Source organism: Arthrobacter sp. zg-Y916 (assembly GCF_020907385.1).
GTDB classification, from domain to species: Bacteria; Actinomycetota; Actinomycetes; order Actinomycetales; family Micrococcaceae; genus Arthrobacter_B; species Arthrobacter_B caoxuetaonis.
Map to the genome: position 1 here is coordinate 1 of NZ_JAJJOD010000006.1, position 22,940 is coordinate 22,940.

The 22,940-nt window shown below is 65.6% G+C and carries 18 protein-coding genes and 2 tRNA genes; 5 read left to right on the top strand and 15 right to left on the bottom strand.

Going from position 1 to position 22,940, the window contains the following annotated elements; all coding sequences use genetic code 11:
- Positions 1–87: 87 nt before the first annotated feature.
- The 6 genes from LOC59_RS10185 to dusB form a co-directional block, all read right to left on the bottom strand.
- The gene (locus tag LOC59_RS10185; protein ID WP_227894865.1) at positions 88–1,248 is read right to left on the bottom strand and encodes an NAD(P)-dependent malic enzyme; all 1,161 of its coding nucleotides are present in this window, start codon (positions 1,246–1,248) and stop codon (positions 88–90) included.
- A 272-nt stretch (positions 1,249–1,520) separates the two neighbouring features.
- Positions 1,521–1,596 (bottom strand) — tRNA-Asn (locus LOC59_RS10190).
- A 128-nt stretch (positions 1,597–1,724) separates the two neighbouring features.
- Positions 1,725–1,797, bottom strand: a tRNA-Asn gene (locus LOC59_RS10195).
- 116 nt (positions 1,798–1,913) lie between these two features.
- Entirely contained in the window at positions 1,914–3,869 is a 1,956-nt protein-coding gene (gene dnaG / locus LOC59_RS10200) for a DNA primase (RefSeq protein WP_227894866.1), read from the bottom strand.
- Between the two features lie 36 nt (positions 3,870–3,905).
- A complete protein-coding gene (locus LOC59_RS10205; RefSeq protein WP_227894867.1) occupies positions 3,906–5,189 on the bottom strand; it encodes a deoxyguanosinetriphosphate triphosphohydrolase in 1,284 nt (427 codons plus the stop codon).
- Positions 5,190–5,195: 6 nt separating this feature from the next.
- On the bottom strand, positions 5,196–6,368 hold the full coding sequence (dusB, locus tag LOC59_RS10210) for a tRNA dihydrouridine synthase DusB (RefSeq protein ID WP_227894868.1): 1,173 nt from the start codon (positions 6,366–6,368) through the stop codon (positions 5,196–5,198).
- A 209-nt stretch (positions 6,369–6,577) separates the two neighbouring features.
- Between dusB and LOC59_RS10215 the strand changes: the two genes are divergently transcribed.
- Complete coding sequence (locus LOC59_RS10215; protein ID WP_229971783.1) at positions 6,578–8,026, top strand: short-chain fatty acid transporter; 1,449 nt, start codon at positions 6,578–6,580, stop codon at positions 8,024–8,026.
- On the opposite strand, the gene LOC59_RS10220 is transcribed toward LOC59_RS10215, so the two are convergent.
- The 3 genes from LOC59_RS10220 to LOC59_RS10230 are packed head-to-tail and all read right to left on the bottom strand — an operon-like array spanning position 7,936 to position 11,627.
- Positions 7,936–9,285 (bottom strand): YibE/F family protein, encoded by a 1,350-nt coding sequence (locus tag LOC59_RS10220; RefSeq protein WP_229971785.1) that lies wholly within the window; start codon positions 9,283–9,285, stop codon positions 7,936–7,938. The genes LOC59_RS10215 and LOC59_RS10220 overlap by 91 nt on opposite strands.
- A 48-nt stretch (positions 9,286–9,333) precedes the next feature.
- Positions 9,334–10,239, bottom strand: coding sequence for a GNAT family N-acetyltransferase (locus tag LOC59_RS10225; protein WP_229971787.1), 906 nt, complete (start codon positions 10,237–10,239; stop codon positions 9,334–9,336).
- Positions 10,239–11,627: a glycine--tRNA ligase gene (locus LOC59_RS10230; RefSeq protein ID WP_227894871.1), complete on the bottom strand. Its 1,389-nt coding sequence runs from the start codon at positions 11,625–11,627 to the stop codon at positions 10,239–10,241. Before LOC59_RS10230 ends, LOC59_RS10225 begins: the two co-directional genes overlap by 1 nt.
- Positions 11,628–12,037: 410 nt before the next feature.
- On the opposite strand from LOC59_RS10230, the gene LOC59_RS10235 reads away from it, so the two are divergent.
- Together LOC59_RS10235 and LOC59_RS10240 are read left to right on the top strand one after the other, a co-directional pair.
- Positions 12,038–13,585, top strand: a complete 1,548-nt coding sequence (locus LOC59_RS10235) for a hypothetical protein (protein ID WP_229971789.1) — start codon at positions 12,038–12,040, stop codon at positions 13,583–13,585.
- A gap of 23 nt (positions 13,586–13,608) precedes the next feature.
- Positions 13,609–15,732 (top strand): hypothetical protein, encoded by a 2,124-nt coding sequence (locus tag LOC59_RS10240; protein WP_229971791.1) that lies wholly within the window; start codon positions 13,609–13,611, stop codon positions 15,730–15,732.
- 116 nt (positions 15,733–15,848) lie between these two features.
- Here the strand turns inward: LOC59_RS10240 and efeB are convergent, their stop codons facing one another.
- The 4 genes from efeB to LOC59_RS10260 form a co-directional block, all read right to left on the bottom strand.
- On the bottom strand, positions 15,849–17,162 hold the full coding sequence (efeB, locus tag LOC59_RS10245) for an iron uptake transporter deferrochelatase/peroxidase subunit (protein WP_229971793.1): 1,314 nt from the start codon (positions 17,160–17,162) through the stop codon (positions 15,849–15,851).
- Between the two features lie 12 nt (positions 17,163–17,174).
- Complete coding sequence (efeO, locus tag LOC59_RS10250; protein ID WP_229971794.1) at positions 17,175–18,326, bottom strand: iron uptake system protein EfeO; 1,152 nt, start codon at positions 18,324–18,326, stop codon at positions 17,175–17,177.
- Positions 18,327–18,357: 31 nt separating this feature from the next.
- Positions 18,358–19,209 carry an iron uptake transporter permease EfeU gene (efeU, locus tag LOC59_RS10255; protein WP_229971796.1) on the bottom strand — a complete coding sequence of 284 codons (852 nt, stop codon included), beginning with the start codon at positions 19,207–19,209 and terminating at the stop codon, positions 18,358–18,360.
- A gap of 181 nt (positions 19,210–19,390) precedes the next feature.
- Positions 19,391–20,377, bottom strand: coding sequence for a DMT family transporter (locus tag LOC59_RS10260; RefSeq protein ID WP_229971797.1), 987 nt, complete (start codon positions 20,375–20,377; stop codon positions 19,391–19,393).
- 106 nt (positions 20,378–20,483) lie between these two features.
- Here LOC59_RS10260 and LOC59_RS10265 point away from each other — a divergent pair, with 106 nt between their 5' ends.
- Positions 20,484–20,714, top strand: coding sequence for an RNA-binding S4 domain-containing protein (locus tag LOC59_RS10265; protein WP_229971799.1), 231 nt, complete (start codon positions 20,484–20,486; stop codon positions 20,712–20,714).
- On the opposite strand, the gene LOC59_RS10270 is transcribed toward LOC59_RS10265, so the two are convergent.
- Positions 20,711–21,364: an alpha/beta hydrolase gene (locus LOC59_RS10270; RefSeq protein WP_227894879.1), complete on the bottom strand. Its 654-nt coding sequence runs from the start codon at positions 21,362–21,364 to the stop codon at positions 20,711–20,713. The two genes, LOC59_RS10265 and LOC59_RS10270, sit on opposite strands and share 4 nt — an antisense overlap.
- Before the next feature lie 74 nt (positions 21,365–21,438).
- Here LOC59_RS10270 and LOC59_RS10275 point away from each other — a divergent pair, with 74 nt between their 5' ends.
- Positions 21,439–22,335, top strand: coding sequence for an SGNH/GDSL hydrolase family protein (locus LOC59_RS10275; protein WP_423721384.1), 897 nt, complete (start codon positions 21,439–21,441; stop codon positions 22,333–22,335).
- 51 nt (positions 22,336–22,386) lie between these two features.
- On the opposite strand, the gene LOC59_RS10280 is transcribed toward LOC59_RS10275, so the two are convergent.
- The gene (locus tag LOC59_RS10280) at positions 22,387–22,902 is read right to left on the bottom strand and encodes a DUF3995 domain-containing protein (RefSeq protein ID WP_229971801.1); all 516 of its coding nucleotides are present in this window, start codon (positions 22,900–22,902) and stop codon (positions 22,387–22,389) included.
- Positions 22,903–22,940 lie beyond the last annotated feature (38 nt).

The following is a 22,940-nucleotide window of genomic DNA, read 5'->3' on the forward strand; positions in this document are numbered from 1 at the left end:
TGTTTTAGCGGGTGGGTTTGCCCTTTTTAATAAAACCGGGGCGGGCCCCGGTATCCCGGGGCCACGTCCGCCTGTGTCGAGTGAGTCTTAGCCGGCCGCCGACGCAACCGCGGCTGCCACGGCCGGCGCAACGCGGGGGTCCAGCGGGCTCGGAACGATGTGGTCTGCTGCGAGCTCGTCCCCCACCAGGTCCGCGATGGCTTTGGCTGCCGCGACCTTCATGGCGGAGGTGATGCGCCGCGCACCGCTGTCCAGTGCTCCGCGGAAGACACCTGGGAAGGCCAGGACGTTGTTGATCTGGTTCGGGAAGTCACTGCGTCCGGTCGCCACTACCGACGCGTACCGGGCGGCGACGTCAGGGTGCACTTCGGGGTCCGGGTTGGACAGGGCGAAGATCACAGCTTCCGGAGCCATCGTTGCCAGGATCTCTTCCGGCACGGTTCCCGAGGACACTCCAATGAAAACGTCCGCGCCGGTGAGGGCTTCTGCGGCGCCGCCTTCCACGTTCCGCGGGTTGGTCCGCGAGGCGAGGTCCCCCTTGGCTCCTTCGAGGTTCCGTCCAGCGGTCAGGATTCCCTTGGAGTCCAAGACCACGACGTCGGTGACACCGGCCTCCAGCAGGATGTTGGCGCAGGCTACTCCCGCAGCGCCGGCGCCGGAGATGACAACCCGGAGTCCGCCCATGTCACGGCCGGTAACCCGAGCGGCGTTGGTCAGGGCAGCCAGGACCACGATGGCGGTGCCGTGCTGGTCGTCATGCATCACGGGGCAGTCCAGCGCCTCGATCAGCCGCTTCTCCAGTTCGAAGCACCGGGGAGCAGAGATGTCTTCCAGGTTGACCGCCCCGAAGCTGGGACGCAGGCGGACCAGGGTCTCGATGATCTCGTCCACGTCGGTGGTGTCCAGGACCAGGGGAATGGAGTTCAGCCCGGCGAATGTCTTGAAGAGAGCGGATTTTCCTTCCATGACCGGAAGGGAAGCAGCGGCGCCGATGTTCCCCAGGCCCAGGACGGCCGTGCCGTCGCTGACCACTGCGACCAGCCGCGAGGCCCACGTGTGGGTGGCAGCCATGCCGGCATCAGCGGCGATCCCGCGGCTGACCTGGGCGACGCCCGGTGTGTAGGCGATGGACAGGGCACGGGTAGAATCCAGCGGCTGCTTCGTCTCGACGGAGAGCTTTCCGCCATCGTGTGCGGCAAAGATTTCTTCGCTGGAAATGGCTGTGGCTGGGGCAAAAGTGGACGTCATGGGAGAGCTCCTGATGAAGGACCGAAAAAGGCCGCGTCTGCGCCGGCTGGATCAGCGGCCGCAGCGTATGCGGAGGGAACGGAACAGTAGGGTTCCGGTGCGGGCATCAGGATAGTTGCGCCCTTGCCGCTGCGGCACCGGACTGCGGATGGGTCCAGTGCACTTTGAAGCGGCAGAGAACCAGTGTAGCCACGGCCGGGAGGAAATCCGTAATGGAACACGGGAAAAGAGAAGAACCCCGCAGGGCACACGGCCCGGCGGGGTTCTTCAGGTGGCTCCCCCGACTGGACTCGAACCAGTAACCCTTCGATTAACAGTCGAATGCTCTGCCAATTGAGCTACGGGGGAAAGCGGCGACATTCAGTCTACAGGATGTTGCGGCTGTCACCGAACCGCTCATCCTGCCTTCCCGGCGCCGTCCGACGGACAGGAAGAAGGCTCCTAACCTGCATTTCTACAGGTCAGGAGCCCATTTGCTCCCCCGACTGGACTCGAACCAGTAACCCTTCGATTAACAGTCGAATGCTCTGCCAATTGAGCTACGGGGGAAAGCGCGACTATTACTCTACAGACGATCCGCCGAGAAACGAAATCCGTTTCGTCCCCGGTGCGGCTGGGCCCGGAGCCTGCCTGAACGCAGCCCGGACACCGGCGGACAGACCCGGTTATTGGATTTCGCGCAAGGCCCGGCGCTGCATCTCCAGTTCCATCAGTTCACGGTTGAGCTGCTGGAAGAGGGCCGGATCAGCATTGGGATCCAGCCGCTGGAGCTGGCCCAGTTTCTCCGCTTTCAGGTGCGTCACCTGGAGCTCGAACAGGCGGTTGAGGATGTCCCGGCAGTACAGGGCCAGCGCGTCCGCATCCCGTGCGGGGATCGGGGTCACGGCAAGTTCGCTGACAAACCCGCGCAGAGCGTCTGGCAGCTCCTGGCGCACCTGCTCCACCCAGGCGGCAGCGGAGGCCGGGACGACCCCGGCCGCGCGAATTGCATTGTGCACGGCGAGATAGGCCGGGACAGTGAACCGAGCCGCTTTGAACCGTTCCCACTGGCCCTCGTCGAGCATGCCGGGCTGCTGAAGGACAACTTCCAGCGACTGGCGTTCCATCCTGGCCGCAGGATCGTTGGGGTCTGGGCGGGCGAAGGCGGGCTGCGGCTGCGGGGCTCCCTGCCCGTCGTCCTGGCCGTGGCCGTACTGCTGGGGGCCGGGGCGGTGCTGCGTGCGCTCGTTCGCTCCGTCGTTCCCGCCGCCCTGGTTACCGGGCGCACCGGTCCGCGCCCCCTCGCGCAGGCGTTTGGCGGCCGCGTTGACCGCCCGCAGGACATCATCGACTTCACTGCCCAGCCAGCCGGCGAGTTCACGGGCGTAGGCGGGGCGCATGGCTGGGTCACGGATTTCCGCGACTACCGGCGCAGCGGCCCGCAGCGCCGAGATCCGCCCTTCCACAGTGTTGAGGTCGAACTTCGCCAGCGTGGACCGGATCGCGAACTCGAACAGGGGGCGCCGGGACCGGATAAGTTCCGCAACAGCTGCGTCACCCTTCTGCTGCCGGATGTCGCAGGGGTCCATGCCGTTCGGATCCACCGCCACGAAGGTCTGTGCCGTGAAGCGCTGGTCCTCCTCGAACGCCCGGAGTGCGGCCTTCTGCCCCGCCGCATCACCGTCGAAGGTAAAGATGACCTCTCCCCCGGTGCCGTCGTCGGAGAGCAGCCTGCGCGCGATCTTGATGTGGTCGGTGCCGAAGGCGGTGCCGCAGGTAGCGACGGCGGTGGTGATGCCGGCAAGGTGGCACGCCATGACGTCTGTATAGCCTTCCACGACCACGAGCTGGCGGTCCTTGGCGATGGACCGCTTGGCGAGGTCGATGCCGTACAGGACCTGGGATTTCTTGTAGAGCGGGGTTTCGGGGGTGTTGAGGTATTTGGGGCCCTGGTCGTCCTCGTACAGCTTGCGTGCGCCGAAACCGATCACGGCGCCGGTCAGGTCGCGGATGGGCCAGATGAGCCGGCCGCGGAACCGGTCGTAGAAGCGGGAGGCGTCGGAGCCGGTGGAGAACATCCCGGTCTGCGCCAGTTCTTCACGCGTGAAGCCCTTGCCGGTGAGGTGCTTGAGCAGGGAGTCCCAGCCCTGCGGGGCGTAGCCCACACCAAAGTGTTCGGCGGCTGCCGGGTCAAAGCCCCGCTCGGCCAGGAAACCCCGGGCGGCGGCCGCCCCGGAGGTGATGAGCTGGGCGCGGAAGAACTCCGCGGCAACCTTGTGGGCGTCCAGGAGGCGCTGGCGCTTGCCGACGTCTTCCCGGCGGGGGCCGGTGCCGCCGTCTTCGTAGTGCAGCTCGTAGCCCAGGCGGGCGGCCAGTTTTTCCACGGTTTCGGAGAAGGATCCGTGTTCCATCTTCTGCACGAAGGAGATCACGTCGCCGCTCTCGCCGCAGCCGAAGCAGTGGTAGGTGCCTACCTGGGGGCGGACATGGAAGGACGGCGAGCGTTCGTCGTGGAAGGGGCACAGACCCTTGAAGGAGCCAATTCCGGCGGACTTAAGCGTGACATACCCGTCCACAACCGCCTTGATGTCGGTCCGGGAACGTACTTCATCAATGTCTTCGCGTTTAATCAGGCCGGCCATGGTTCTACCTTATTCCCCGGGACCAAACCCGGATTCCTACCAGAGCGCGGGAACGGGACCGACCAGGCGTTCGTGGAGTGCCAGTGCCGAGCCGTCGGTGAGCGAAGCGACCTGGTCAATGACCACGCGCAGCCGGGCGCCGTCGTCGGGCGCTTCGCGCCAATCGGCGGCGAACATCGGCTCCAGGTGGCGGTCACCCGTGGCCGAAAGCTGGGCCACCAGGTTCGTCAGGACCTCACGCTGGCGTTCGTAGAGCGGCTGGCGCTGGTCCGTGGTCATCACGAACGTCGTGGCCAGGCCCTTCATCACGGCGATCTCAAGCTGGGTTTCCTCCGGAACCACCATTGCGGCGTTGTACCGGGTGAGCGGGTCCGGCCCGTAGATCTCCCGGGTCGCGTCCATGGCACTGGAACAGAACCGGCCGATCAGCTGGCTGGTCATGTCCTTCAGGGCCGCCATGGACCGGCGGCTGCCGTCGGCTTCCCGGACCCAGACAGCTTCCGCTTCAAGCCGTGCCAGCGCCTCGTCGACAGCCGCGGCTTCAGCCGTGGGCACGTACCACTGCTGCGTGTATCCGATCACGCGGGCCCGCTGGTCGGGGTTGTCCAGCCACTTCAGCTGAACGTGGCCGGCCACGATGGCGTCCTCGACGTCGTGCACGGAGTACGAAATATCATCGGCCAGGTCCATGACCTGGGCTTCCAAGCAGGAGCGGCCGGCCGGAGCGCCGTCACGCAGCCAGGTGAAGACCGGGAGGTCGTCCTCGTAGACGCCGAATTTGGTGGTGCGGTGTCCGTTGACCAAGGGGGCGTCGACGGCGGACCACGGGTACTTGCAGGCCGCGTCCAGGCTGGCGCGGGTCAGGTTGAGCCCGGCCGGCGATCCGTCCGCGGCAATGATTTTGGGTTCCAGCCGGGTCAGGAGCCGCAGCGTCTGGGCGTTGCCTTCGAAGCCTCCGATGGCATGGGCGATGTCATTCAGGGCCGTTTCGCCGTTGTGCCCGAAGGGCGGGTGCCCCAGATCGTGGGACAGGCAGGCGGCGTCGACGACGTCGGGATCGCAGCCCAGCGCATTTCCGAGTTCACGGCCCACCTGGGCCACCTCCAGGCTATGGGTCAGCCGGGTGCGCACGAAGTCGTCCGTGTCCGGAGCGACCACCTGTGTCTTGGCCCCCAGCCTCCGCAGCGCCGATGAATGCAGCACCCGGGCACGGTCGCGCCCGAACTGGGTGCGGTGGGTGCTCTTGGCCGGTTCGGCTACCCAGCGGGCCAGGTCGACGTCGGTGTAGCCGGCAATGCGGAAAACCTGCGGGAGGGTCATGGATTCTTAGCCACCTGATACATCGAGTTCGGCTGCCGCAATGATGGCTTTCTGGGCGGGGTTCAGTTCCCGGCCGTCCAGCCAGCCTTCCGGCAGGGCTGTCTTCTTGGGTGTGCCTGCCCGGCCGCGGGGACCTTCGGCATCCGCGCCCGGATAGGGAGCGGTGGGGTCCAGCTGGGCCAAAAGTTCGCGGAGAACCTCCAGGGAAGGCACTGTTGCCAGCTTAGCCCGCAGGTCTCCCCCCACCACGTAGCCCTTGAAGTACCAGGCCATGTGCTTGCGGATGTCCCGCAGGGCGATCATCTCGTTGCCGAAGGTCTCCACCAGAAGTTCGGCGTGCCGGTAAACGCTGTCGGCGACTTCCTGCAATCCGGGGCGGTGGCGCTCATCGCTGCCTTCGAAAGCTGCCTGCAGGTCGGCGAAGAGCCAGGGCCGGCCCTGGCATCCGCGGCCAATGACGACCCCGTCCACCCCCGTCTGCTCGACCATGGCGATCGCGTCCTCGGCGGACCAGATGTCACCGTTGCCCAGCACCGGCACGTCCGGAAGGGCTTCACGCAGTTCGGCAATGGCATTCCAGTCGGCTTTGCCGGAGTAGAACTGGGAAGCGGTCCGGCCGTGCAGGGTTACGGCCGCAACTCCGGCGTCCCGTGCGATCTTGCCGGCTTCGCGGAAGGTGAGGTGGTCCTCGTCGATGCCTTTGCGCATTTTGATGGTCAGCGGGATGCCGCCCTTGGAGGCTTCCCGGACAGCGGTCTGGACGATCGCGGTAAACAGGTCAAGCTTCCAGGGCAGGGCAGAACCGCCGCCCTTGCGGGTGACCTTGGGGACCGGGCAGCCGAAGTTCAGGTCAATGTGGTCGGCCCGGTCCTCGTCGACGAGGATCCGGATAGCGGCTCCCACTGTCACGGGATCCACGCCGTAGAGCTGGACGGAGCGGATGGCTTCGTCGTCGTCGTGCTCGATGATGCGCATCGACTCCGGGGAACGCTCAACCAGGGCCCGCGACGTCACCATCTCCGTCACGTACAGCCCGCCGCCGTACTCGCGGCACAGCCGGCGGAACGCCTTGTTGGTAATGCCGGCCATGGGGGCCAGGATCACTGGCGTATCCACGGTCAGCCCGCCGAGTTTCAGGGGCGGCAGCTCAAGCCTGGTCTTCTGGGTCGCAACGCTCACTGTCCTATTCTCGCAAGCGGGTGCAAATCCTGCGCACTTTTGGTGCCGGGTGTTGGCTCTCGGGCTTGCTGCCACCAGTTCGGACGCGGGGTATTGACTGCCTGCCGAAACACTTTTTATCGTGCAGGATGCCTGCCGGCCCCTTGGGGCAGCAGGCCTCCCGGCTTCAACGCCGCAGCCGGGAAGTACCGAGAAGATGGAGTCTCACCATGTCAACGGCCACGCAGCGGTCTGCCGGTTCCGAGAGAGGGCTCGCCCGGGTTGCCCAGGCGCTGGCCCGATGGACGGAGAAGTGGTTTCCGGACGCCTATATCTTCGCTCTCGGCGGCGTGGTGCTCGTTGCCCTCGCGGCATTCCTCAACGGTTCATCTCCGCAGGCAGTGGTCGATTCCTTTGGCGACGGTTTCTGGGACCTGACCGCGTTCACCCTGCAGATGTCCATGGTGGTCCTCACGGGCTATGTAGTGGCCACTTCTCCCCCGGTCGCCCGGCTGATTGCACGGCTTGGCCGGGTACCACAGGCCCCGGCCACCGCCGTCAGCTTCGTGGCGTTCCTTTCGATGTCAGTCTCCGTCCTGAACTGGGGGCTGAGCATTGTCTTCGGCGGACTGCTGGCCAGGGCGATCGCCCGCCGCCGGGACCTGCAGGTCGACTACCGGGCGCTGGGGGCCGCAGCCTTTATGGGACTCGGGGCCGTCTGGGCACTGGGGCTCTCCTCCTCCGCTGCGCAGCTGCAGGCCACTGCGGCGTCCCTGCCCCCGGCACTCCTGCAGATCACCGGTGTACTGGACTTCGGCAAGACCATCTTCACCTGGCAGTCCATGCTGACCTGCCTGATCCTGATTGCCCTGACCACGCTGATCGCCCACCTCTCCGCACCGCGCGGAGGCGCCATCCGCACCGCAGAAGACCTCGGTGTGGACCTCAATGACCAGCCGGAGCCGGCATCAAAGCGTGAGCGGCCCGGCGAGTGGCTCGAGTACAGTGCCATCCTTCCGGCGCTGATCGGCCTGCTGACCGCGGGCTGGCTGGTCTCTTCCTTCCTGACCAAACCGTTCCTCAGTGTCATCTCCAGCCTGAATGCCTACCTGCTGGTCTTCCTGGTGCTCGGGCTGGTCCTGCACCGCACTCCCCGGAATTTCCTGCAGGCAGTTACCAAAGCAGTTCCGGCCACAGCCGGAATCCTGGTCCAGTTCCCGCTCTACGCAGCCATGGCCGCCATCCTCACCGAGGCCGAAGGCTCCGGCGGCACGACACTTTCCGAGCATCTGGCGGGCTTCTTCACCGAAATCGGTTCCGGCGGCGCCTTTGCAGTGGTCATTGCGATCTACACGGTGATCCTGGGGATCTTTGTCCCCTCCGGCGGCGGCAAGTGGCTCGTCGAAGCGCCCTACGTCATGCAGTCCGCCACGGACGTGGAAATGAACCTGGGCTGGACGGTGCAGATCTACAACATCTCCGAGGCCCTGCCGAACTTGATCAACCCGTTCTTTATGCTGCCCCTGCTGGCGGTGCTGAAACTGCGGGCCCGCGACCTGGTGGGATTCACGTTCCTGCAGTTCATCATTCACCTGCCAGTGGTCCTGCTGCTGGTCTGGCTGCTGGGCATGACGTTTACGTTTGAGCCGCCGGTCATTCCGGAGCCGGCTGCTCCGTAGCCGTCCCCTGCGCCTTCGTCCCCCGAGCCCCGCCGGGCACCGGACAGGCCCACAGCCTTGACCACCAGGACGGCGACGGCGGTGGTCACCGGAATGGCCAGCACCAGGCCGATGGAACCGACGAGGGTGCGGATGACTTCCTCGGCCAGCTCGCCGCTGGTCAGGGTTTCCATCAGCGTGCGGTCGTACAGCGAAACCAGGATCAGCACCGGCAGCGCCGCGCCGGCGTAGGCGAACGCAATGGTGTACACGGTGGAGGCAATGTGGTCGCGGCCCACCCGCATGGCTCCGGCGAAGAGGCGTTTGGCGGAAGCGCCGGGGGCCAGCTCGTACATTTCCCAGACGGCGGAGGACTGGGTGATTGTCACGTCGTTCAGCACACCAAGTCCGGAAATAATGAGTCCGCAGAGGATAATTCCGGAGATTGACAGCTGGTCCGAGGCATTGATCAGCGTGTACGCGTTCTCATTGTCGACGCCGATCAGGTGCGCAGCGTCCGTGGCCCAGGCCGCCAGCCCAGCCGTTATGGCCAGGCCAAAGAGCGTACCCAGCAGCGCCGTCGAGGTTCTGGCGGAGAAGCCGTGCGCGAAGTACAGGACCCCGATCATGATCACGCTGGATCCGACCAGCCCCAGCAGCAGCGGGGGTTTTCCCTCGACCAGGCCCGGCAGGATGAACCCGGCGAGCACGGCATAGGCTCCGCCCAGTCCGATGAGCGCACGCAGGCCGCGCCAGCGCGCGACAGCGATGACCACGCCGGCGTAGAGCACGGCGAGTGCCGCGATCGGAACACTCCGGACGAAGTCCATGAAGATGTACGGCGGCGCCCCGTTGTCCACCATGACGTTTTGAAGGTTCAGGTAGCGGATAGTGTCGCCGGGCTCCACAGCGTTGGTCTTGGCGACTTCCGGAGGAACTTCGACCGGCAGCGACTCTCCCCCGCCGGGCGGCAGGGTGTAGGCCACCTGGCACTGCGGCGCCTGCGCCCCGGCCTCCGTCAGCGCAACGGAGGACGGGCAGTCCTCTTCCACGACTCTCTGGACAGCGCCGGTGTCGATGCTGACGCCGTCGGCCGTTGCATACGGATCGGCAACGGTGATGTCCCCTGGCTCACCGCTCGGCCACAGCGCCACCATGCCGGCGAAGGCCAGCAGTCCCAGGGGAACCAGGATCCAGGCCAGCAAACGGTTGGCCCGCCGCCGGGCGGCCAGCGCTGCACGCGTTGGCGCGCCCGGGGAGGGCAGGTGGCTGTGTCCCATGCGGGGCGTCCTTAGATCGTTGAGAGGGCCTCGACGCCAGCGGCGGAACTAGCTGCTGACGATCAGGGTCTCGGGACCGTCCTGGCGGGCGGCTCCGGAAGCCAGCAGCGGCTCCAGGACCCGGACCAGGGCAGTCATGGACTCGTCAACCTCAAGCTGGACCGGATACTGGTAGGCCACCATCGCCAGCAATGACGCCACCGCAGCTTCTGCTTCGGTTTCCGCCAGGGAGGTGTCCCAGCCCAGCAGCACGTCCGCCGGAGTATCGGTGCGCTCAGAGGTGTAGCTCACAGCGAAGGCAGCGATCTTCCCGCCTTCGTTCTTGGGCTTGTCCCGGAGCACCACGGCACCGGAAGCTCCGGTGGCATCGTTGAGCAGCATCTGCTGCGCACGGCCCACGCTCATGTCTGCCCGGTCCCAGTCGTGGACTGCGTTGTAGAAATCGGCGACAACGCGGGTCAGTTCCACCGATCCGGTGGCCGCCTCGTCCAGCTGGGGCCCGTGGTCTTCGAACACGGGCAGCTTCAGCTTGCCCGGCTCCACAACCACAACCCGGGAGCGCTGGATTGGCTCCAGCCCGGCTGCCGCCGCGAAGGCCGCGCCGGGGGTATCCGGTTCAACCTTCGCGCGCAGCTTTGCAACGCCCGACGGCGCGTTCTCGGCTTCCTTGCGCAGCATGCCCAGCAGAGTGGACCCGAGGCCCGCACGCCGGTTCTCCCGTGCCACCTCGATGTACACCCACAGCCGGTCCGGGTGCAGGCTGGTCTCGTAAACCACGCCCGCTGCCACCGGCACGCCGTCGTCCTCCGCCACGATGCAGCGGCTCCACGGCTCGTTCGACGACGGCCGCAGCACGGCCCGGAAGTGCCCGGCTTCGCCGGTCTCCGGGTCACCCCAAAGCTGGAGCAGCGTTAGGTCATCGTCCTCGCGCCATTCACGGAACTGAACAGCCATTACGCGCCGATCAGCCGCTCGGCGAGGTAGCCCTCGACCTTGTCCAGGCTGACGCGCTCCTGCGCCATGGAATCGCGCTCGCGTACGGTCACGGCCTGGTCTTCCAGGGTGTCAAAGTCCACGGTGATGCAGAACGGGGTACCGATTTCGTCCTGGCGGCGGTAACGGCGGCCAATGGCGCCGGCGTCGTCAAAGTCGATGTTCCAGTTCCGGCGCAGCTGGGCAGCCAGGTCCTTGGCCTTCGGGGACAGGTCCTCGTTGCGGCTCAGCGGAAGGACGGCAGCCTTGACCGGAGCCAGGCGCGGATCCAGTCGCAGCACGGTGCGCTTATCCACGCCGCCCTTGGCGTTGGGGGCCTCGTCCTCGGTGTAGGCGTCCACCAGGAAGGCCATGAAGGAACGGGTCAGACCGGCGGCCGGTTCAATAACGTACGGCGTGAAGCGTTCGTTGGTGGCCTGGTTGAAGTAGCTGAGCTCCGTGCCGGAGTGCTTGGAGTGGGTGCCGAGGTCGAAGTCGGTGCGGTTGGCGATGCCCTCGAGCTCGCCCCACTCGGAACCCTGGAAGCCGAAGCGGTATTCGATGTCCGTGGTGCCCTTGGAGTAGTGGCTGAGCTTCTCCAGCGGGTGCTCGAACAGGCGCAGGTTGTCCGGGTCGATGCCGAGGTCCGTGTACCAGTTCTTCCGGGCTTCAATCCAGTACTTGTGCCATTCCTCGTCCGTGCCTGGCTCGACGAAGAACTCCATTTCCATCTGCTCGAATTCACGCGTGCGGAAGATGAAGTTGCCCGGGGTGATCTCGTTGCGGAAGCTCTTGCCGATCTGGCCGATGCCGAACGGCGGCTTCTTGCGCGAGGTGGTGAGCACGTTGTTGAAGTTCACGAAGATGCCCTGCGCGGTTTCCGGGCGCAGGTAGTGCATCCCCTCTTCATTGGCGACCGGGCCAAGGAAGGTCTTGAGCAGGCCGGAGAATTCCTGCGGTTCGGTCCACTGGCCCTTGGTGCCGCAGTTGGCGCAGGCAATGTCGGCCAGGCCGTTTTCCGGGGCGCGGCCCTTCTTTTCCTCGTACTCTTCCTCGAGGTGGTCGGCGCGGTAGCGCTTGTGGCAGCTCAGGCACTCAACCAGCGGGTCGGAGAAGACCTCAACGTGGCCGGAGGCTTCCCACACTGCGCGCGGGAGGATGACGGCGGAATCCAGGCCTACGACGTCGTCGCGGCCGCGGACCATGTTCTGCCACCACTGCTTCTTGATGTTTTCCTTGAGTTCAACGCCGAGGGGTCCGTAATCCCAGGCGGAACGGGAACCACCGTAGATCTCACCCGACTGGAAGACGAAGCCCCTGCGCTTGGCCAGGGAGATGATCGGATCCAGTTTGGATTTGGTCGAAGCCATGTGAATGGTACCGCCGTTCTTTCTGCTCGCGCAGGCCGCTGGGTGCGGTCCGCTTCTGATCCCTTACCGGCCCCGCTTCCGGCGCGGAGGTGCGCGGGAAGGCGGCGGAGGGCAAAACCTATAACTACCAGCTTAAGGTCATGCGGGCGAAAGCCTGTTACCGGCGCGCTCCCCTCTCGCCACGGACGGACGCCCGGCATGTTCCCCGAAGTTCCAGCGCCGGAAAACGTGTGACTACTCCGGGCGTAAAAATAGGACATGGTTTTGTTGCGTAAGTCGGAAATCTATAGAGTCTCCTAGGCCAAGTTAGGTATTCCTTACCTTAGTCGAGCACCTTTTTGTCGTTTCCACCCCCCACCTAGGCCGGGCTTTGCCGCGGTCGGATTAGGTCGAATTTGAACCCCGAAAACATGATTCCCCAAGAATCCCGGACAGATAAACCGCGCGGCTGGCGGCCTTTCGCCGTGGCGGTCGCGGCGGCTGCACTTGTCGGCTCCGGCCTGGCAGGCATCACCGCCACGGCGGCCTCGGCAATGGACCTCGCGGAGCCCGAATCCCTGGCTACAGCGGAGCCCACACCCCTTCTCCTGCAGGAGCACGACCATGGCTCCCCGTCATCCCCCGCGGAGCCCACACCGGAGCCAACCCCAACGCCGTCCGACACCGCAGAGAGCTCCCCCGAAGCATCCTCCCCCGCTGCAACACCGGCCGCCACCCCTTCTGCCGGCACCGGACACGATCACGTTTCCGCGCCGGATTCGCCGTATTCCACGGCCTACCTGGAACGGAACTGGAAGCCGACCAAGTACGACACCTGCACGGCCGAACTGCATGCTTCCTTCACTGCGCTCGGCCCGGACGGCAAGATCTACCCCACGTGGCATCCCGCGCAGGTCACCGACCCGGCCACCGGCGAGCTCTGCACTTTCGGGCATGAGCACGGCACTGATCCGCGCACCTCGAATATCTACGGCTGGGTTGTCGACTACCTCACCCCGGAAGACGCCGACGGCAAAACCGGCATTCCCTTCGGTTACGCCAGCGAAGCGCTCATGACGTACGGTGCGGCACATGAGGGTATGGCCATGCGCCATGAAGACAACGCGGGCCACAAAATCTTCGTGGCCAACAACGTCCAACTTCTGGACGTCAACCGTGACTGGGTCCTCGACACGGCAGGCGCGGTGGTCACCTGCGATTTCCTCATCAAGCAGCACCAGGGCAGCTGGTCCCCCGACGCAACGTCCAACAACGCGCATGAGGCCATTTACGCCAGCAGATGTTCAGACGGAACCGAGATTATCTCCACGACCCTGAGCAAGTTCGGCAATTCCAACGAGTTCCACAAGAACTGCGGCGTGAACGAAAGGGTCGGCACCCTGGGCAGCAAACTCCCGGCCGGCTACGGCGGATCCCGGCTGATCCCGGATGCCAGCTGCGTCCAGCAGCATGCGACCGGCACCGAGGCTTCGCTCTGGGGCATGTACGAACTCTGGAAGGGTGAGAACAAGATCACGGACACCGCCGGCAACGTCCTGGCCCACTTTGATCCGTGGTTCGGCATCCGCAACCCCAGCCGCTACTACGACGCCGCCAAAAGCACCGGAACCTCCAACGGCATTTCCCGTCCTGTGGACCTGGCCTGGGGGAACAATCCCGCTGCGGCCTTCCCCTGGACCACAGTGAAGGACGCCGCAGGGCTGGACTGGCAGGATCCGGCGTCGCCGTTTGACGGCGCACAGCGTGACTTCTACCTGAACCAGAACTCGGTGAGCGCACTCTCCACCGGAACCCTCTTCACCGACCCCTACGGCACGAACGGGCAGCTGACAGAGTTCACCGGCAGCATTCGGCAGCACCTGGTACACGGAACCGCCACGGCAGCCACCCTGGCCACGCAGAAGTTCGACACCGCTGCCGATTTCGGCAAAAACAACGGCGTCCACGCCCCCAACTAGGCCGGAACGAGCAAAGAAGAACCATGAAGAATTCCACATTCTCCCTCCCGCGCAGACACCTTACGGTGGGAGCAGCAGCCGCCCTGATCAGTGCAGGCGCCCTGGCTGCACCCGGACTGCCGGCGGCCACTGCCGACGAAGGCACTCCGGTGCTTGGCCAAAGCAAGTTGCAGGGGGAACCGAACGGTACCCTCGGCTTCGCCGTCAGCTCCACTTCCTGCGACATCAACGGCGACGGTTTTGAAGACAGCGTGCTGGGCGACTGGGGATGGGACCGCCCCGGCTACCCCAACACCGGCGCAGCCTACGTTGTCCTCGGATCCGTTGCGGACAAGAGCGGTGACGTCGCGGATCCGGATGTCTCCGGCACCATCCGGATCGATGGCCCCTCCGTCACTGTTCCCGGCGGCGCCTGGGTAGGCTGGTCCGTCTCCTGCCTCGACGACGTCAACGGTGATGGACTCGACGACTTCGTCCTCGGCGCAGGCAGCCGCAACTACCAGCAGGCCACCGTGATTTTCGGGCAACGGGATTTCACCCCCGTCGACCTCGACTTCCTGGGTACCCGCGGATTCGTGATCGAAGATCCCGGGGCGGCAGACAAGGCTGGCGGCGATAAGTCCACCGACAACTTCGGTTTCGCAGTTGCCAATGTCGGAGACGTCGACGGCGACGGGCTGGGCGACATTGCCGTGGGCGACATCCTCGCCGATTACAACAGCCGGACCAACAGCGGACGTGTCTGGGTCATCAAGGGCCAGACGTCCGTGAAGAACGTGAACGTTCAGCGCGATACAGGAAAGGTGATCCGCACCGTCGACGGCGCCGCCGCGCAGGACCGCATGGGGTCAGTCAGCGCCGCGGGAGACATCAACGGCGACCGCCGATCAGACATCCTCGTCTCGGCCTTCACTGCGACCCCGTGGGGAACGGACATCGCTGCGTCCGGTGCGGCGTACGCCATCTGGGGCACCGGAACGCTGGACCTGGCCGCCCTGGACGGCAACGGCTTCATGATCTACGGACCGGACCGGCAGCGCGACCGGCTCGGGGCCTCGATCGCAGGCATCGGCGACATCAACGCCGATGGCCATGCGGATATTGCCGTTGGTGCCGACGGAGTCTCCCGGGACGGCGCTCCCCGGCCCGGCGGCGTCGCCGTCGTACTGGGATCCGGGTCAGCGGCCCCTGTGCTGACCAACCCCGGCTCCGGCAGCACCACCGTGTACTCCTGCAGCACCGGCGATGCGGATCTCACCTGCAGCGGCGGCGAGCGCCAGGAGCGGGGCTATTGGATCGAGGGCGCGGCGGACGGCGGCCGTGCCGGTTCCTCGGTGGCCGGAATCCCGGACCTCAACGCAGACGGCACTCCGGAGATTCTTGTTGGGGCAGCAGGCGGCGGTGAAGTCTGGGCTGTCTACGGTGACGCCGGCTCAACCGGAACCGTTTCGCTTGGCTCGCTGACTCCGGAAACCGGCGTGCTCCTCGGCACTGGCGGCGGCAGTTCGATCGGGTACGCGGGCGACCTCAACGCCGACCGCTCTCCGGACGTTGTGTCAGGCGGCGCCAACAGTGTTTCCCTGTTTATGCTCTCCGCTGCAACGGCGGCTCCACCGGCCCCGACTACACCGGCCAGCCCGGGACCAAGCAGCACCCCGGAGCCGACCAGCACGTCCGAACCAACCAGCTCCCCCACGACGCCGGTCAAACCCGAGCCAACCAGCTCCCCGGAACCAACCAGCGGCTCCACCGCGACATCGGGTGGGAGCGCCCCGGAACGGCCACTGGCTGAACTGACGAACCCGGCAGTCCGAGACGGGGCAGCAACAGGTACTGTCCCGGGCGAGGTTTCTTCGCAGGCTCCGGCCGTGGCCTCGGATCCCGCTTCTGCGCCGGCGGACGGGCTTCCGGCTGACTCCCGGGAGACAGACCCGGATCAGCAGGCAGACCGGTCTGAGGAGGAAGGCGCAGCCAAGCCGGCCGGGTCTGCGGAAAGCCGTGCCGCCGGGACGGGAAGCGCCACAGCCCTGGACGCTCAAAACGAGTCCGCGTCGTGGCTGGCAGGCAGCGCGCCGTACGTCGCAGGCGGAGCCGTTCTCCTGCTGGGTGCCGGCAGCTGGTTTATCTGGCGGCGGCGCTTGCTCTAGCCAGATAGCCGGCGAAACGTCTCAGCTGAGCGAATAACGGAACGAATGCCCGGTGGGAATTCCCACCGGGCATTCGTTTTATGCTTCAGAGCAGTCTTGATGAGACCGCCGTCCTGCTAAAGGGACCTAAGACCTCCGTTGTTCGCGGGTTGCTGCTCAGGACCAAACAGGGTGTCGCCAATGTAGCCGCCTGCTTCGATTCCGGGCGGCACAGCAAAAAGGCCGCTGCCGGTATGGCGGAGATACTCGGCCAGCAGGTCACTCTTGGACATCGCCGACTGCATCGGCACGTAGTGAGTCCTCGGATCCACCACGAACGCGATGAAGGCCTGTCCCGCGTCCAGGCGCCCGAGGCCGTCTGAACCGTCGACGTAGTTGTAGCCCCGGCGGAGCATCCGGACGCCGTTGTTGTGGTCGGGGTGGGCCAGCGCCAGATGGGAAGCGGGATCGATTAGCGGTCCGCTTCGTCCCTGCAGGCCAAAGTCGGGCGCGGAAAATTCTTCTCCCCCGGAAAGCGGAGCTCCCTCCCGCTTGGTCCTGCCGGTCACGGCTTCCTGTTCCCGCAGCGTTGTGCGGTCCCAGGTTTCAATATGCATCCGGATTCGCCTGAAGACCAGGTATGTGCCGCCGTCGAGCCATGATTCAGGCGCCGGACTCCCGCTGACCCAGACATGTTCCTCCAGCTGCGCACCGTCCTGCAGCTTCAGGTTGGATGTGCCGTCCTTGAAGCCAAAGAGATTCCGCGGGGTCACCTGCGCCGTCGAGGTCGAGGCGGTCCTGCCGAAACCGGTCTGGGACCAGCGGACCCGGGCACGGCCGAAGGCAATCCGGGCGAGATTCCGTACTGCGTGGACCGCCACTTGGGGGTCATCGGCACATGCCTGGACGATGAGGTCGCCACCGCTGCGGTTCTCCTCGAGGGCATCTCCGGAAAACAGCGGCAGGTCAATTAGTGCCTCCGGGAGTTTGTCCGCAATTCCGAACCTGTCCGTTCCGTCTTTCTCGAAGAGGGTCCTGCCGAATCCGAACGTCACGCTCAGATGGGACGCGTGGAGGTCCTGGGCTTCGCCGGTGTCCTCGGGAGGAGAGTCGTAGGCTCCGTCCGCCGCGCCGGTCTCTCCGATCTCCAGGCCGGCCGTCATGGCCTCCGCCGCCCGGGTCCAATCCCTCAGCAGCGAAACCAGGGAGGCACGCGTAGACGCCGTCACATCGAAGGCCGCTGTATGCATGCGGTCCTGGGCCTCGGTGGTGATACCGGCCTGGTGGGTTCCATGGAACGGCACGACGTCGTCCGTGCTTCGTCCGCGTTCCCTGTCCACGGCAAAGGCTCCGGCGGCACCGGCAGCCAAGCCGAGGCCCCCGGCCCCAGCCGCCGTGAACAGGCCACGGCGGCTGAGGCCTTTACTCCCACGTTCCTTTTCGGGACTCACCGGGTGCTTCTCCTACTTCACGACCGCTGCGGTCAGCTTCGACAAAGGTTCGCTCAGCGAATCGACGGCGGCACTGAGTTCCTGGATCTGCTCGTCAGTGAGTTCCGTGTAGAGCTTGAAACCTTCGCCTACCCGGTACTGGTCCAGGAGTTCCTGGAGCGCTGCGAAGTTCTCCTCGAGCGCTGCGTCGAGTTCGCCGTCGTTCTCCGCCAGCAGCGGCTTGAGGTCTTCATAGGCAATCCGGGCACCGTCCACGTTGGCCTGGAAATCCCAGAGGTCGGTGTGGGAGAAGAATTCCTCCTCACCCGTAACCTTGCCCGTGGCGACTTCGTCGAGGAGCTCCTTGGCACCGTTGGCCAGCTTGTCCGCGGTGTAGGTCAGCTCCTGGGTCCGGCTGAACAGTTCCTCGGTGTCCGCGACCATTTTCTCCGCAATGTAGGCGCGTTCCTCCGCCGTCATCTTGGTGTAGTCCGCCGGAGCCCACAGGTCCTTTTCCGCCCGGTGCCAGCCTGTGAACTCGTCGCCCTCTTCGAGGTCGGCTTCCCGGGCGTCCAGGATCGGGTCAAGGTCGCCAAAGGATTCTGCGACAGGCTCGATCCGTTCCCAGTGCATGCGCACCTGCGGGTACAGTGCCCGCGCGGTCTCTTCGTCCCCCGCGGTGAAGGCCGCAGCGAACTCACGGGTGCCTTCCAACAGCTGCGCTGCCTGGTCCTTGACGTAGGCGGCGTAAAGGTTGACGGCGTTTTCCTGCAGCTCAGCACGGTCAGCGCTGATTTCCTGGCCTTCAGGGGCTTCCGTGACGGTGAAAGCCGCGCGGATGCCCTCGCCCACCATCCCGGGCTTGCACGCCGTGAAGTACTCGCCTTCAGGAGCCATGACCACCAGATCGCGGGTGAGGCCGGGGCCGATGTTCTCAACTTCGCCTACGATCCGCAGGCCGTCCTCTGCCAAGAGGTAGAACTCGGTGACTTCGCTCCCCTCATTGGTGACGTCGAAGCGGATGGTTCCGCCCGGGGTGGTTCCGGTGGAAACCGAGCACTCCTGCGCTGTGCTGGTAACGGTAATGGCACCGTCTGCAACGGCGTTGTTGTCAGTGCAGCCGCTCAGCGTCAGCGCAGTGACGGCCAGGAGAACGGCAGGGGCGAGTGTGGGTTTTGCCTTCATGGTCTTTCCTTAGTTGCTTTCGACAGCGGGGCTAGGATGCCGCTGTCACGGGCCGGGGCGCGTTTGCATCCCGGCGTGGGCCGCGGCGTCGGACGCTGCGGAAGTAGAACCACATCACCGGGATCACGTAAAGAACCCAGGCCGCTGCTTCGAGCCAGGTGGTGGCGGGTGAGAAGTTGAATACGCCCTTGAGCACCGCGGCCAGCCAGCTGCTTGGGGAAATGATGTGGGAAACGTCAAAGGCGAGCGAATACAGTCCAGGAAGCACGCGGGCTTCCTGGAGGTCATGGATGCCGTAGGCCAGGACGCCGCCGGCGACGATGATCAGGGCCGCTCCGGTCCAGGTGAAGAACCGGCTCAGGTTAATCTTCAGGGCGCCCTTGTGGATCAGTGCGCCCAGGAGAACTGCCAGAAGGAGTCCGAGGCCCGCTCCCAGTATCGGTTCCCAGGTCTGGCCGGTTGCGCGGGCTGCGGACCAGATGAACAGTGCGGTTTCCAGGCCTTCACGGCCAACAGCCAGGGCAGCCACCAGCACCAGACCCCAGGCCTTCTGGTCCGAAGCGCGGTCCACCTGGTTCTGCAGGTCGGTTCCAAGTGAGCGGGAGGCCGTGGCCATCCAGAAAACCATCCACGTCACGAAGCCCACGGCGACAATCGAGAGGGAACCGCCAATGATTTCCTGCGCTTCGAAAGTCAGACCGCGGGGGCCGAAAGTCAAAAGGGCACCAAATCCGAGGGATACCAGCACCGCCACAGCTATCCCCGCATATATCCGGGGAATCAGTGCAGTCCGCCCGCTTTTCTTTAGATAAGCGAGGAGAAGGACCACTATCAGTACAGCCTCGAGTCCCTCGCGGAGCCCGATGAGGAAATTACCAGTCATAACGCGCCTTGGTCCGGGCCGCGCCCTGGTCTTTGACGGCCGTGCGCAGGCGAATAATTACGCAACGGAACTGTGCGCTATTAGAGATTAGCTTAGGCTTGGCTTAGTTACATATTTATGTCGATGGGGCGGCAGGACGTCGGTTTTCGGGGGTTGCGGTGGCCCCGGGTGCACCGTGGCTCTACGGGCGCCGCCGCGATCCCGGAAGCCGCACCCCTGGCATATTCCACGGCAGGGTGGCGACAACGATGGCGGCCAGGGTCAGCGCGGTCCCCAGCACCGTTGCTGCCACCACCACTGAGCCCGGCGCCGGGAAGAAGACATCCAGCAGCAGCGAGCCGATCAGCTGCCCTCCGATGAGTCCCAGACTGGTCAGCAGGACACCGAGCGTTTTGACCAGCATCGCCCCGACGCCAATAAAGATGCAGCCCAGCGGACCGCCCAGGTAGTACCACCAGGTGTCCGGAGGCGGGTTGCCCGTTCCGGACAGGGCAACCTTGACCAGCCACACGGCCAGCAGCGCTGCAAAGCCGGAGACAAAGTTCAGCAGGGTCGCGGTGATCGGTGAGCCGTAGTGCATGCCGGTGGTGCCGTTCATGGCCTGCTGGAAACTCATGGCCATGCCTGCACTGAGCGGCAGCAGAACCGCCAAAAGCCAGTCCCCTGTCCCGCCGGTGCCGGCGAGCTTGGGGCTCACGGCCCAGGCGACGGCGGCGATGGTCAGGACCGCTCCCACCACGCGCATGATGGTCAGGGCCTTCTTCCCGCCGGGGCCGATGCCCATCCGGTCCACCACCAGCCCGGTGAGGGTCTGCCCCGCGACCGTGGCCACGGTGAAAACCGCTACCCCCAGGACCGCGATGGTCAGGGTCTGGGTCAGCACGAACCAGGCACCGATCACACCGGCCAGGATATAGATCCGCGGAAAGCGCCGTTCCCTCAGGGACGGCAGGATCTGGGCGACGCCCGCGCGTCCGCGCGGCAGGATGGCGCTGACCACGATCATCACGGCAAGCCCCACGCCGAAACTCACCAGGGCCGCCGCAAGGGAATCGTCCAGGGCCACCCCGAGTTCGCCGTTGACCCGCGCCTGGGCAGGGATCGCCATACCGGCGGCGAGCGCCAGGGGAAGGCCGACGGCGGCAGGAAGGCGGGCAGGCTGTGGCACCGTTACACAGTACTCCCGGCCGGGCCCGCCGCCGTCAGGACCGCGCCGGTGCGCGGAAGTACCTTAGGCGGAAAACGCCGTCGTCCGTTTCCGGCAGAATGGACCTATGAGTTCAACTGATCCCCAGGACCTTCCCATCCGTGACGACATGATCCGCCTTGGCCAGGCACTGAAGCTTGCCAACCTTGCCGAGGACGGCATCGAGGCCAAGGAACTGATCGAAAACGGACTCGTGAAGGTCAACGGAGAGATCGAAGAGCGCCGCGGCCGCCAGCTTCACGCGGGCGACACTTTGGAGGTCAACGGTCAGGCAGTCCGGATCGCTTCCGCTCCCTAGCGGGATCCCAGCACGGTGTGGGCCAGGAACTCTTTCACATGGCCGAGTTCCTGCATGTTGATGCTGTGGCCCATGCCGGCGTAGAGCACCTTGGTCAGTTTGGTGTGTCCGTTGAGCCAGGCGTGGGTGTACTCGATCCGCGGTGCGTCGATGACGGGGTCGGCCTGGTCCCGGCCCCAGAAGAACGGAACCTTCAGTTCGGCGAGTTCCTCGTCATGGAAGAATCCGTTGCCTTCGGCCGGGACAACAAAACCTGAGAGCCCGACGACGGCGGCAAACTCCTCGGGCCGGTGCCGCATCAAGGTGCTGGCCACTGCCATGCCCATCGAGAATCCGAGCAGCGTCACGCTGCTGTGTGCTTCCTTGATCCCGTCCAGCCAGTCGGAGACATCCTGGACCGCGTTCACCACCCGGTCCACTGAGTAATCGGGCTCGTGCATCAGCGGGAACCAGGAGAAACCCGGGCCCAGCGCCAGGGGTGCACGCACTGAGGCGATGGTGAACTCCTGCGGCAGGTAGGCCGCCAGACCCATCAGGTCTTCTTCATTGGCAAGATAGCCGTGGAAGAGCACCAGCAGCGGCGTTCCGGCGCGTTCCTCCTCGGGCTTGGAAAAGAGGACGACGGGATTCCACGGAGCGTTTTCAGTCATGACTTTCATTCTGGCATGGCGGGGGTAGGAACCTACGGTCGCGTAGCCGGGCCCGGCCAAGCCATCATGGTCCGGTGAACGAAAACGCTCAGCAGTCCCCCGTACCTCCCGGCCGGCAGACCGGCACCGCTCCGCAGCCCGCCCCGCCCCGTCCGGGCCACCCTTTCAGCCGCTACGTGGCACTGGGTGATTCCTTCACTGAAGGCATCGGTGACCCGAGCCCTGAAAGCCCCGGGGGCAACCGCGGCTGGGCGGACCGGCTGGCTGAGGAACTCGCCGTCGGACACGAGGACTTCGCCTACGCCAATCTGGCCATCCGCGGCCGGCTGCTGAACCAGATCGTCGACGAACAGCTCCAGCCTGCGATCGACCTCAAGCCGGACCTGGTGACCATCTGTGCCGGCGGCAACGACGTCATCCGCCCCGGCGGCGATCCGGACCGCCTGGCCGAGACAATGGACGCCACCATGGCCCGCCTCCGGGAAACCGGCGCAACGGTGGTGCTCTTTACCGGACCGGACATCGGTGCGACGCCGGTGCTGGGCAGCGTCCGCGGACGGGTGGCGACCTACAACGAAAACCTGCGGACTGTGGCGGGATGGCACGACGCCGTGATTGCCGACATGTGGGCACTGCGCGAGCTGAGCAACCCGCAGATGTGGGCACCGGACCGGCTGCACTTTTCACCGCTCGGACACCAAACCATCGCGGCGATGGTGCTCGAAACGCTTGGGGTGCCGCACACGCTGGAGCCGGCCAAGGTCAAGGAGCTGCCGGCCAAGAACTGGCGGACTGCCCGCACGGAAGACCTGGTCTGGGCTCGTGAATACCTGGTGCCGTGGGTGGTGCGCCGGGTGCGCGGGCGCTCCTCGGGGGACGGCATCTCGCCCAAGCGTCCTGATGCCGGCCCTTACTTCGGCACACGCATGCCGCCGGGTTCCTCCGAAGCCGCCGGCACCGGGCCGGTCTAGGGCTCCGGTCTGAGGCGCAGGTCCGGGCTCGGACTGGGCCGGGCCTAAGGCTTAGGCTCCGGGCTCGGTCCGTGCCGGCCGTGACGCGAAGAGGTAGGCCAGGAGGCACGCTCCCCAGCCCAGGAACAACGGGTCCCACAGCAGGGCATGTCCCAGCAGGCCCTGGCTGTCAGCTTCGGGGTCCGCCGGAATCCAGCCGGCCAGGACCGCCGCTGCAGCGGCCGTATTGACGCCTCCGTAAACCACCAGACCGGCGCCTCCTATCCAGCTGAGGACCCGGATCACGCCGGGGAACGGAAACCGGCCATAGGCTGCTGCCAGCGGTATCACGGCTGCCGCAGCCTTCAGCAGCGCCGTCCCGGCGAGCAGCAGTGCTGCTTGCAGCGGCACGTCCTTTGCGGCCTGCACGGCGAACTGTCCCACCGTGGCGAGCAGCCAGCGCCCGCCGAGCGCCCAATACAGGCTGAACCCGGCATGGATCAGGCCGAGGGCGCAGGCAGGCCAGAGGAAGAACCGGCCCCGGGCGGGCCGGGTCCGGTGCCGGCGCTGCGAGATGCTTCTGCGCATCCTTTTATGGTGCCAGCATGCCGCGCCGGCATCGCTGC